This window comes from Pseudobutyrivibrio sp. (genome assembly GCF_017471675.1).
In the GTDB taxonomy this organism is placed as follows: domain Bacteria; phylum Bacillota; class Clostridia; order Lachnospirales; family Lachnospiraceae; genus Pseudobutyrivibrio.
In genome coordinates, this window is sequence record NZ_JAFUSK010000013.1 from 1 (window position 1) to 11395 (window position 11395).

General features: G+C 36.7%; 12 protein-coding genes. All 12 read right to left on the reverse strand.

All coding sequences use genetic code 11. From position 1 onward, the window contains the following. Positions 1 to 339, reverse strand: a 339-nt coding sequence (locus tag IJ535_RS02110; RefSeq protein WP_294298195.1) for a hypothetical protein, incomplete at its 3' end; no start/stop codon positions are given. Further along, positions 329 to 1045: a TIGR03936 family radical SAM-associated protein gene (locus IJ535_RS02115; protein ID WP_294298198.1), complete on the reverse strand. Its 717-nt coding sequence runs from the start codon at positions 1043 to 1045 to the stop codon at positions 329 to 331. The genes IJ535_RS02110 and IJ535_RS02115, both read right to left, overlap by 11 nt. After that, a complete protein-coding gene (locus IJ535_RS02120) occupies positions 1035 to 2903 on the reverse strand; it encodes a TIGR03960 family B12-binding radical SAM protein (protein ID WP_294298201.1) in 1869 nt (622 codons plus the stop codon). The genes IJ535_RS02115 and IJ535_RS02120 overlap by 11 nt, the downstream gene beginning before the upstream one ends. A gap of 6 nt (positions 2904 to 2909) precedes the next feature. Beyond that, positions 2910 to 4190 (reverse strand): bifunctional phosphoribosyl-AMP cyclohydrolase/phosphoribosyl-ATP diphosphatase HisIE, encoded by a 1281-nt coding sequence (gene hisIE, locus IJ535_RS02125; protein WP_294298203.1) that lies wholly within the window; start codon positions 4188 to 4190, stop codon positions 2910 to 2912. 17 nt (positions 4191 to 4207) lie between these two features. Continuing rightward, positions 4208 to 4801 (reverse strand): imidazoleglycerol-phosphate dehydratase HisB, encoded by a 594-nt coding sequence (gene hisB, locus IJ535_RS02130; RefSeq protein ID WP_294292497.1) that lies wholly within the window; start codon positions 4799 to 4801, stop codon positions 4208 to 4210. A gap of 68 nt (positions 4802 to 4869) precedes the next feature. Beyond that, complete coding sequence (gene hisD, locus IJ535_RS02135; RefSeq protein WP_294298205.1) at positions 4870 to 6162, reverse strand: histidinol dehydrogenase; 1293 nt, start codon at positions 6160 to 6162, stop codon at positions 4870 to 4872. Continuing rightward, positions 6149 to 6805: an ATP phosphoribosyltransferase gene (gene hisG / locus IJ535_RS02140; RefSeq protein WP_294298206.1), complete on the reverse strand. Its 657-nt coding sequence runs from the start codon at positions 6803 to 6805 to the stop codon at positions 6149 to 6151. The genes hisD and hisG overlap by 14 nt, the downstream gene beginning before the upstream one ends. Positions 6806 to 6807: 2 nt before the next feature. After that, on the reverse strand, positions 6808 to 7821 hold the full coding sequence (gene hisZ / locus IJ535_RS02145) for an ATP phosphoribosyltransferase regulatory subunit (RefSeq protein WP_294298208.1): 1014 nt from the start codon (positions 7819 to 7821) through the stop codon (positions 6808 to 6810). A gap of 128 nt (positions 7822 to 7949) precedes the next feature. Next, on the reverse strand, positions 7950 to 9590 hold the full coding sequence (locus IJ535_RS02150) for a sensor domain-containing diguanylate cyclase (RefSeq protein ID WP_294298210.1): 1641 nt from the start codon (positions 9588 to 9590) through the stop codon (positions 7950 to 7952). Positions 9591 to 9764: 174 nt separating this feature from the next. After that, positions 9765 to 10022 carry a hypothetical protein gene (locus IJ535_RS02155; protein ID WP_294298212.1) on the reverse strand — a complete coding sequence of 86 codons (258 nt, stop codon included), beginning with the start codon at positions 10020 to 10022 and terminating at the stop codon, positions 9765 to 9767. Positions 10023 to 10198: 176 nt separating this feature from the next. After that, positions 10199 to 10924 (reverse strand): RsiV family protein, encoded by a 726-nt coding sequence (locus IJ535_RS02160; protein ID WP_294298214.1) that lies wholly within the window; start codon positions 10922 to 10924, stop codon positions 10199 to 10201. An 11-nt stretch (positions 10925 to 10935) separates the two neighbouring features. Next, positions 10936 to 11088, reverse strand: coding sequence for a hypothetical protein (locus IJ535_RS02165; RefSeq protein ID WP_294298217.1), 153 nt, complete (start codon positions 11086 to 11088; stop codon positions 10936 to 10938). Positions 11089 to 11395 lie beyond the last annotated feature (307 nt).

Below are 11395 nucleotides of genomic sequence, written 5' to 3' on the forward strand. Positions count from 1 at the left end.
ACAAGAATAAGGCTTTACGCCCTTTCTGTCCTGAGAAATTTGCACATAAAACTGGTCAGCCTGGCACACAAGCTTTTTATCAGAGTGACGGGTCACAAAGCTTTCAGGCTTAAGCTTTCTATTTTCGATAAAACCCTTATCACCTGAGTCAAGCTTTACAATACAAGCATCTATATCTGAAAGCACCTTCTCAACTGTTGCAAGATGAACTTCCCCAACTTTTGTAACATCCAGATTAATTAAATCCAGTGGCTTATCATATTCATCAAAAGAAACAAGGAGCCTAAGCTCCTTGTCCTGATATAATCCATTTGTAATAACTACTTTATTAACGCTCATCCCCTATGTCTCCCAAAGAAACAAAGCTATCAGCCTCACCTGTAAACATATCTACACGATGAATATCAAGTGTAAGCTCATCAAATTCTGGTAAGCCAAGATATTCATGAAATGCCTTAATAACAAGCTCTGGCTTTATATTATCTGTACTTCCTGATGAAAGAAGTAAATCGTATACAGGTACACCATCTTTTACTTCGATGTTGAATCTGTAAATGAGTGGCTTTAAATCAAGCTCGCGCTCACCCTTTTTAGTCTTTTTTACGATGTTAATAGCTGCAGCCTCATCAAAGAATTTTTCTTTAAGATCACAGATATTTTCGATGTAGCAAGCATCATCCTTGCTGTCCTTATAGGTAACAATGTAGCTTGCAGCTGTAACAGCACTCATACATTTTTCAGCATTATCTGGAAGATATTTGAAGCTTGTGATTGCAAGACCTTCTACCATGTTCTCATTAAGAGAAGAAATCCCATTAGCAGAAGCAACCTCTTCTTTAATATCAATATCCATGTATTCACCCTCAGATGTAAGCCCAACACCAAGAGGTGATGCAAAGGACATAATCTGATGAGGATTAAAGCCTTCTGAATATCTGATTGGAAGGCCTGATCTTTTAACAGCCTTTTGGAAGAAGCGCATCAAATCCAAATGGCCTACATATCTCATAATTCCTGTTTTTTCAAATCTAATTCTAACGCGCATTGTGACATACCCCCGATCCGATTTTTGCAGAACCGCATCCGCTGCAGCCCATCTTACAGTTAGGAGTAACCTTTTCATTCATTGCGTTATTCCATTCTCTCTTTAAGAATTCCTTTGACACATGACAATCAATGAAATCCCATGGAAGAATTTCATCTAAATCACGCTGTCTGTAAGCATAATAATCTATTGAAATATTGTTCTTTTCAAAAGCAGCAAGCCACTTATCGAAATCAAAATATTCGCCCCATGCATCAAAGAAGCATCCGCTATTATATGCATCTAAAATTGCAGGACAAAGTCTTCTATCGCCTCTTGCAAATACACCTTCAAGTACAGTTACATCTGAATGATGCCAGTTGTACTTAAGTGATTTTTGATTAAGCTGTGCCTTCATTTCGTCGTTAACTACCTTGGCACGACGTAAGTATTCTCCTGCTTCGTACATAGGAGCCCACTGGAATGGTGTAAATGGCTTTGGTACGAAGAATGATGTAGAAATAGTAATCTGGCATCTTCCCTGACGCTGATCCTTAGGAACAGTCTCGTAATAAGCAGCAGCAATATCGTTGGCAAGCTGTGGGATAGCCTTCATATCTTCGTCAGTCTCAGAAGGAAGACCAAGCATAAAATAAAGCTTAACCTTATTCCAGCCACCCTTAAATGCAAGTGTGGCACCGCCTAAGATATCTTCTACAGTAAGACCCTTATTGATAACGTTACGCATTCTCTGGCTACCAGCCTCTGGAGCAAATGTGATGCTAGATTTTCTAACATCCTGAACCTTAGACATAACATCAAGAGAAAATGCATCAATTCGTAAAGACGGTAATGATACATTAACACCCTCTGATAAGCAATCATCGATAAGGAAATCCATAAGCTCTCCTAGAGCATGATAATCACTTGAAGAAAGTGAGCTAAGTGATATTTCCTCATGTCCAGTTGCTGCAAGTAAATCCTTAGCCTGAGCCTTAAGAACATCAACAGATTTCTCACGGTTTGGTCTATAAATCATACCTGCCTGGCAGAAGCGACAGCCTCTGATACAACCACGCTGAATTTCAAGTACAACTCTATCCTGGATTGCACGAACAAATGGAATAAGCATCTTTGTAGGATAGCTTGAAGAATCCATATCCTTAACAACCTGTCTTTCGATGTTAGCTGGAACATCATCGTAAATAGGTTTGAAGCTTTCGATGGTTCCATCGCTTTCCTTATATGTAACTTCGTATAAAGAAGGAACGTAAATGCCGGGAATCTTTGAAGCTTCACGTAAAAATGCTGTTCTATCAAAGTGGACAGCCTTGTGCTTTTTATAAAGCTCTAAAAGTACTGGATAGCTGGTCTCACCCTCACCTACATAAACTAAATCAACAAAATCTGCTATAGGCTCTGGATTTGTAGCACAAGGACCTCCAACTACTACGATTGGATCATCATTTTCTCTATCCTTAGATAAAAGCGCTACCCCTGCTAAATCAAGAATCTGCAAGATGTTTGTATAGCACATTTCGTATTGAAGTGTCATACCGATGAAATCAAAATCCTTAATTGGATCCTGTGATTCCAACGCAAAAAGAGGTATATCCCTTTCCTTCATCAGATTATGTAAATCTGGCCAAGGCGAATATACCCTTTCACAATATGTATCCTCACGCTTGTTAAGCATATCGTAAAGAATGGCTATTCCAAGGTGAGACATACCAACCTCGTAGACATCAGGAAAGCACATTGCAAACCTGATATCTACCTCAGCTGGATTTTTAATTACACTATTAAATTCGTTGCCGATATAACGTGCAGGCTTATCAATCTGCATCAAAATATCGTCTGGTAAAGCAAGTTTTTTCATATAATCCTATCTTTGAGCTAGCTCCGAAGTGATATCTTCCCATGTGACACCCTTTTCAGCCATAAGCACCATCAGGTGATACAGGAAATCTGATATCTCGTATTTGGTTTCCTCAGAATCAGGGTTTTTGGCAGCGATAACAATCTCTGTAGCCTCTTCGCCAACCTTCTTAAGGATTTTATCAAGGCCCTTATCAAACAGATAATTTGTGTAAGAACCTTCCTTAGGATGTTCCTTTCTATCCATAATGATAGCATATACATCCTCAAATACCTTTAACGGATTACGCTCAACATACTCCTTTTTAACTATCTCGTTGAAGAAGCAGCTAGGTGCGCCAGTGTGACATGCAACTCCAACTTGAGACACTTTCGCCAAAATAGTATCAAAATCACAGTCAGCAGTCAATGACTTGACATACTGAAAATGACCGCTTGTCTCACCCTTAACCCAAAGAGACTGTCTTGAACGAGAAAAATATGTCATCTTACCAGTACGGATTGTGGCATTTAAAGATTCCTCATTCATGTAAGCCACCATAAGTACCTCACCAGTCTGGAAATCCTGCACTACTGTAGGAACAAGACCGTCTGAGTTTGGCTTTAAATCACTCCATGAAAGCTTTGGTTCAAAGTTATCCATCTTAATGCCCGCATCAGACAGCTCGCTTTTAATCTGCATGATGTCTGTTTTAGTATCATTGATGCAAGCTCCAGAAATACCGCGAATTTGATCAGACTTAAGAAGCTTAAGTACATAATTAAAATCATAATCATCCACCTGCACAATATAAGGAATAGATGTGATATTCTCAAGCCCTTCTAAAAGTGTGGTATTCATAATAAGAAGCTCATGTACATTATCCTGCAAGAAATCTTTGGTCTTAAAAAGGAAATCCACTGTAGAAAGGCTAACTAACATCTTGTTAGCACCAAATCTGGCTGATGCTTCCTTTAATAAATCAATTGTCTCTGGTTTAGAACCATTAAGAATAACCTCTATACAGCCAGCGTAAAGAAGTTTTTTAACATCCTCAAGACGCTTGATATTACCACCACCTGCTGTCTTAACCTGAATGTTTCTATTAATCTCGCGGATAGCAAGAATATTCTTTTCATGCTCTTCATCTGTCGATGATAGGTCATAGCAAATGATTTTATCAATTCCGCTGTCATCATAAACTGATGCAAGCTCAAGTACGTCACTTTTTTCTTCTAATTCAGTAGGACTCTTAACAGCCATTCCATCCTTAATATAGATGGTGGCTACAATATTTTTGTGTTCCATAGTTATGCTCCTTAAATCTAGATAGTTCCCTTTGTAGTCATGGCATCCTTGATGCGATTGTCCTTAATTGTAGCTTCATCAAGTGCCTTAGCAAATGCTTTGAAAATAGCCTCTGCCATGTGATGTGAATTTCCTGGAGTGATTACCTTAATATGCAAATTCATAGCAGCTGAATATGAAATAGCGTAGAAAAATTCCTTGACCATTTCTGTATCCATGTAACCGATTTTTTCTGTAGGAAATTCTGCTTCAAAAGAAAGATATGGCCTGCCAGATAAATCTACAGCTACAAGGACTAATGTCTCATCCATGGGAAGAATGCAACTGCCATATCTTTTAATACCTCTTTTATCAAGACAAGCTTTTTTGATTGCATTTCCAAGAACGATTCCAGTGTCCTCAATAGTATGATGACAATCTACCTGTAAATCTCCTTTGATATTAGCTTCCATATCGAACAATCCGTGCCTTGTAAATGCATCAAGCATGTGGTCAAAAAAACCTATTCCAGAATTAACCTGGCACTGACCTGTTCCATCAAGAGAAAAATCTATTGTAATATCTGTTTCTTTTGTTTTCCTAGCTACTTTCGCTCTTCTTTCTTCAGACATATTCCACCCCAAATAATTTTTTACAACCAAATATATTATACAAAAGTATTAAAAATATTTAAAGCTAATTAAATATCTTCGAACCTTACTTTGATGGAATTTGCATGGGCTGTAAGCTGCTCATTATTTGCAAACTTGACAATATCTGGATATACAGCTTCAAGAGCTTCTTTTGAGTAAGAAATAATGCTTGATTTCTTAATGAAATCATCTACTGAAAGTGCAGAGAAGAATCTGGCTGTTCCATTAGTTGGGAGCACGTGATTTGGTCCTGCAAAATAATCCCCTAAAGGCTCTGATGAGTATTGTCCAAGGAATATTGCACCTGCGTTCTTAACATAGGTCATATCCTCAAATGGATTAGCAGTAACTATCTCAAGATGCTCTGATGCAATGGCATTAACACAGTCAATTGCATCCTTTTTGTTTTCAGCAATAAGCAGATATCCGAAGTTATCAAGTGACTTACTAATAATATCCTTTCTGGATAATATCTTTACAAAACGCTCAATTTCACTTTCTACCTTCTCAGCAAGCTCTGCTGATGTAGTAACAAGGATTGCAGATGCAAGCTCATCATGCTCAGCTTGAGATAATAAATCTGCTGCTACATAAGTAGGATTTGCCGTTTCATCTGCAAGCACAAGTATTTCTGATGGCCCTGCAATGGAATCGATTGATACGTATCCAAAAACAGCCTTCTTAGCCAATGCAACAAAAATATTTCCAGGACCTACAATCTTATCTACCTTTGCTATACTTTCTGTACCAAAGGCTAACGCTGCAATAGCCTGAGCGCCACCACATTTATATATTACATCAACACCAGCCTCGTTAGCTGCAACAAGAGTACTTGGATTAACCTTGCCATCCTTATCACATGGAGTTGTCATGTAGATATTAGGTACCCCTGCAACCTTTGCAGGCATTACATTCATAAGTACAGATGAAGGATATACAGCCTTGCCACCTGGAACATACACACCAACCTTATCAAGTGGTGTTACCTTTTGACCAAGGATGATGCCCTCTTCAGATGTAAACCAGCTGTTTTGCTTTTGCTTGGCATGATATTTTTCAATATTAACAAGAGCTTTTCTGATAACCTCTATAAGCTCCGTTGGCACTAAAGAATATGCCTCTTCAATTTCTTCTTTTGTAACAACGATGTTGCTTGCATTAATATCTGCTCCGTCAAATTTCTTCGTATATGCGAATACAGCAGAATCACCCTCAAGTCGTACCGTATTTACGATATCACTAACTGTACTTTCGTATTCAGTGTATTGACTAGGACTTCTTTTTAAAAGTGATTCTAAAATATTATCAATTGTATCTTTAGTAAGCTTAAGCTTTCTCATTTTCTAATGCTCCCTTTAACTTCTCAATAAGCTCTGTAATTCTTTCGTTTTCCATTTTCATAGAAACCTGGTTTACTACCATCCTGGCTGAAAGAGGACACACCTCTTCAAGTACAACAAGTCCGTTTTCTCTAAGAGTAGAACCGGTCTCAACAATATCTACAATAACCTCTGACAATCCAACTATTGGAGCAAGCTCAATAGAACCATTTAGCTTGATAATTTCCACAGTTTGATTCTTTGTATTGTAGAAATAATCCTTTGCTATGCGTGGGTATTTGCTGGCTACCCTGATAAGCTCGTGATGCTTAAGAAGCTCAGCTGCCTCAGCTGGTCCACATACACACATACGACATTTGCCAAAGCCAAGATCTAAAACCTCATAGATGTTTCTGTTTTCTTCAAGTATTGTATCCTCTCCCACAACACCTATGTCTGCAGCCCCATATTCAACATAAGTTGGAACATCAGGTCCCTTTGCAAGAAAGAATCTAAGCTTCAACTCTTCGTTTGTAAAAATCAGCTTTCTTGTATTAGGATCCTTCATTTCTTCACAGGTGATACCAATACTTTCAAAAAGCTCTAAGGTCTTTTTTGCTAAACGCCCTTTTCCAAGGGCAAAGGTTAAGTATCTTTCTTTCATCTTTACACCTCATCAGTCATCCCATCAAGTGGGATTCTTTTTAGTGCTAACATTAACTGGTCAACAGTAATAGCAAATCCAATAGCAGGGGCTTCCTTTCCAAAATGACTAAGAAGTGTATCATATCTTCCACCCTTAACAAGAGGTTCCCCTACGCCGTAAGAATATCCAGTAAAGATTATTCCTGTATAGTATTTGTATTCAGAAATCATACCCAGCTCAAATGAAATGTAATCCATTACACCATTCTTACTTAACAGTTCATAAAGCTTCGTAAGATATTCCAAGGCATCATAAACCTTTTTATATTTCTTTGCCTTATCAAGATATGAATTCCATTCCTTAGGAGAATTCATTATTTTTCCTGTTATATCAAAAAGCTCTATTAAGCCTTTACTAACCTCTGCCTGCTCTAATAATTCCTTGGCTCCAAAGAAATTCTTATTTGAAATAAGATTGATAAGCTTTTCTTCCTGAACATCATCTAAATTAGCTGCTTCAATAAGGCCGCGAACCACATCTATATGACCAACACCAATTTCAAATTCTTTAAGCCCTATCTTTTTTAATGCGTTTACAACGATTGTAAGAATCTCTGCATCAGCATCAACTGAGCTATCACCAATAAATTCGCAGCCAGCCTGAGTACTTTCCTTTAAACGACCTTGTAGGCTGTGATAATTGATAAATACATTGCCTTCGTAGGAAAGCTTTACAGCTTCATCTGTATCAGAAAAATACATTGCTGCAGCACGAGCTACAGAAGGTGTTATATCAGGCCTGAGAACTAAGGTGTTTCCATCCCTATCAAAGAATTTAAACATCTCATTAGATTTGCAGGAACCTACCTCCTTTGAGAATGTATCAAAATATTCAAAGGTTGGTGTAGATATCGGCATATAGCCAGCATCCTTAAAGCACTTTCTAAGATTGTAAAGTGCCTCTAAACGCTCCTCGTATTCGCTGTTATAAATGTCTCGAACTCCCTCTGGAGTATGTAAAGTTAAATTTTTCATTTTCTCACCTCGCACTTTAGTGTGATAAAGAACTAAAGTTATTATACTTAAAAAGTGCCTCAAAGTCAACATAAGGCTTTGAGGCGGTAATTTAAATACATTTTTTGCAATTATTATATTAGATAATATTAGTTTGATATGTCGCTACAAACTTTATCTTTGCCTTTATCCTTGGCAAGATACAAAAGTTCATCAACTCTATCAATAGTAACAAGTGCTTCTTCATTAGGTTTATGCTTTGTCACACCGATACTAACTGAAATATGATTCTTATCAATAGGTAGTCCTTTAATATTAGCTCTGATTTTTTCAGCAATATCAAGGATTTCATCATCTGTATAGTCGCTGGCAAATATCATAAATTCTTCGCCACCCCAACGTCCAACTTTTACATTAGAAATGACAGCGATTTCATTAATCAGATATTCAGACAAGGTTTTTAAAGTATTATCCCCTTCACTATGACCAAAAGTATCATTAACTCGTTTAAAGTCATCAATATCGAACATAATTAAATGCCATTTGTTATAGATTCCCTCTTCATCATTAGTTGCATCAATGATAATTTGTTCTATAGCGCCACGGTTAAGAAGACCTGTAAGCGTATCATGTGATGATTTATAAAGCATTTCTGTTAGCTGCTCATTTTTTTCCATCAGCTCTTCTGTAATGGTATTGATAAATACAGCAAGCCTATGAGTCAAGGACATATTAGAGCCATAATTATATTCATTAATGTCTACATCTGGTTTGCTAAGAATTGGGCCTTCTCTCATAGCAACAAATACTACAGAAAGATTGTTAAGTACAGTTGTACCTTTAAACCTTAATATTTCACCTAAGGCACTAAAGCCTGTAGTTTCAACGTATTTAGACATTTCGGATATTTCAATATCATAATTATCATTCCAAAACAGCTTACGACCCATACAATTAACAATATACATGGCTTGAGGTGCGAATTCTAAAGCCTTTATTACTGTTTCTTTAGTATGATTCATAATTCGTCTAGGTTCGCCGTAGCTGATGCGAATCTTAGCTCCCTGAGGGATATTTGTAGACATACGAATTGAGCCGTCAGCATTAACAGATTTAGCATGACGAATATAGGTAGTAGATTCATCCACCTGTACTTCCCAAGGAAATTGTAAAGCATCGTAAAAGAAATTACTGTCCTTGTGAATATGAAGATAATGATTGTATACATCGTATGCAGGCTTGCCATCCAACTCGTACACAATGTCCCCTTCGGAGCGTGTAACCGTAAGCGGATAACCGATTGCCTTCCAGCCAAACATTCTATCTGTATACATGTGCAGTTCCTTACCACTGTATAGTACACAGGCAGAACTATCCTTACTGTAACCATAATCATCAGCAAAGATAAAAGCTTTTTGAAAATCATCACCAACAGCAACGCTTCCAAATACCTCTATGTTCTCTGAAAGCTGATCTATATATTCCCTGGCTGCCTCTAAAGGCTGATATGGAGCTGCTGTAATAATTTCTACACCTCTTAAATCAGGTGTCTCCTTTGCCATATTAAGGAGGTCATCCATCTCTACCTGATCCTTAATGGCATAATAAGGACAAATCTCAACTCTGGTATCAGGATCCTCAAAAACCATTGCAGAAACAACAATCTCATGGTCGCACATGGTTCCATTAAAGATTTCTCCTGTTGCACTGCAACCAATTACAGGAATATCTGGATAGAAAAAAGCTAAAACCTTTCTCACTTCATTTGTTTTATTAATATTGTCCTGCATATTAAATGGAACAAATACATGGAATATGGCAGCACAATCTTTGATATCCCAACGAGTTATTGTTTGTGTAAAAAATTTGTTAAATGTCGTTTGTAAAAGTTTCATGTCTATACCCCAATACAAAAATTCTTACTTACATTATAAATAATTACTAAATTATTTGTCTATAAACTTTTAATGCTTAATTGCGAATTCGTAAGCTGTATTATATGTTGCCACATATAGAATATCATCCCTTACCTCAAACTGATAAGGTGCAGAATCTAATTTAATTTCTTCTACTTTATCGCCTGTATACCTATCAAGTAGATATAAATAATCAGGTTCTTCTGTAAATCCGTATCCACAAATAATTGTGTCATCAACTATCTTAAAATTGTTGAAATTGCTTACATTAGGTTCACTTCGCCATAATAGCTTCTTAGTTTTCATATCAATAGCAACCATATAATTTGACCATGGTTCCTCTGACGAATAGCCATTATGTCCAATTGATGCGTAAAGTGTGTTATCAACTACCTGAACCCAATTTATAAATTGATTAGCAGATGATATATCATCGGATTCCTCATCTGGTCCGTTGCATATTAACGATAAATCAAAGCTTGCTACATATTCATCTGTGTCCTTATCCCAGTAGAAGCGATTTCATAATCTGAAAAATATAAAGCCAATCCCTTTTCTGTTAAAAGCCAGTTAAACGTATCATTATTTAGCTTGTAAATGAATGGGTCTTCATCAGCACAATCCGAACAGAAGTAGTCGTCATAAGTACCCTTAAACTTTGGATACTTCTCGTCTAGCTTTTCTCTAACAATCTTTGCAAAAGCTTTTTCATCTGTTACAACTGTAGAAAGCTTAACTAACTCTCCTGTAGCCACGTCATAATTAAAGGTTATAATCCAGTTGGTCTCTTCATCACTGTCAAACATGAAATCATCACGGTAAATTATCGAAAATAATCTATCATCAAATCTCTTAAGTTCGATTTTAGCATTATCATAATATTTAGTGTTATCCTCAGCCGCCCCAACTGCATAAGCCTCTACAGATTCGTGAGTACCACTACTCCAATAATCATTTTGCTCATCTATCTTGTCATTAAGCTTTGGATATTTCTTTTGATACTCCTCTGATAATTTGATTTCCGGGAATGCTCCTGTACATCTAACCTCACCATCAACTGTAGCCTCCAGTGGATGATCAATAATTTTTACACCACCCTTAACAGTTTCAATATTACCATCTTCACCTTTATTATCAGAACTGCAACCAGCGAAGCTGCTAATTATAATCGTTCCTAATAAAAGAAAGCCAAGTATTTTCTTTTTCATCATTATTCCCTCTATTTAAGTTTATTTATTTTGTAAGTATAATAGAAATCAGTCTCATAAGACAAATTTTGTACTTTTATATTTTTATCTTCCAAAGCATCTATTATTTTTTCAGAATCTGACCTCTTTCCAAGATACAATATATAAGATTTACCATCCTTCATGTAATCAAAAACATCCGTATAATTATCCTCAGTTCTTGAAAAATATGATAGATGTTTATAGTTAAGATGTAATTCTGATACTACAACCTCATATCTTCCACTAATAATAATGGCGTCAGTATTTGAATATTTTTTGCAGAATTCTATTCTATCTTTATCATTATATAAATGTAAGCGTAGTTACAGCTTACGGTGTTAGGATATTAAAAAGCTCCCTCGAACCGCTTAAATTAGCAGTTTGAAGGAGCTTTTATTTCGTCTGGGATTTCTTTTGACCATGGCAAAAGTTTTTCAATTATTTCTTTTG

Excerpts from the sequence above, each read along its gene's own strand:
- hisIE (WP_294298203.1), bottom strand. The coding sequence starts at position 4,190 with ATGGAACACAAAAATATTGTAGCCACCATCTATATTAAGGATGGAATG.
- hisB (WP_294292497.1), bottom strand. The coding sequence starts at position 4,801 with ATGTCTGAAGAAAGAAGAGCGAAAGTAGCTAGGAAAACAAAAGAAACA.
- hisZ (WP_294298208.1), bottom strand. The coding sequence starts at position 7,821 with ATGAAAAATTTAACTTTACATACTCCAGAGGGAGTTCGAGACATTTAT.
- IJ535_RS02115 (WP_294298198.1), bottom strand. The coding sequence starts at position 1,045 with ATGCGCGTTAGAATTAGATTTGAAAAAACAGGAATTATGAGATATGTA.
- IJ535_RS02150 (WP_294298210.1), bottom strand. The coding sequence starts at position 9,590 with ATGCAGGACAATATTAATAAAACAAATGAAGTGAGAAAGGTTTTAGCT.
- IJ535_RS02160 (WP_294298214.1), bottom strand. The coding sequence starts at position 10,924 with ATGAAAAAGAAAATACTTGGCTTTCTTTTATTAGGAACGATTATAATT.
- IJ535_RS02165 (WP_294298217.1), bottom strand. The coding sequence starts at position 11,088 with ATGAAGGATGGTAAATCTTATATATTGTATCTTGGAAAGAGGTCAGAT.
- IJ535_RS02120 (WP_294298201.1), bottom strand. The coding sequence starts at position 2,903 with ATGAAAAAACTTGCTTTACCAGACGATATTTTGATGCAGATTGATAAG.
- hisD (WP_294298205.1), bottom strand. The coding sequence starts at position 6,162 with ATGAGAAAGCTTAAGCTTACTAAAGATACAATTGATAATATTTTAGAA.
- hisG (WP_294298206.1), bottom strand. The coding sequence starts at position 6,805 with ATGAAAGAAAGATACTTAACCTTTGCCCTTGGAAAAGGGCGTTTAGCA.
- IJ535_RS02155 (WP_294298212.1), bottom strand. The coding sequence starts at position 10,022 with ATGAAAACTAAGAAGCTATTATGGCGAAGTGAACCTAATGTAAGCAAT.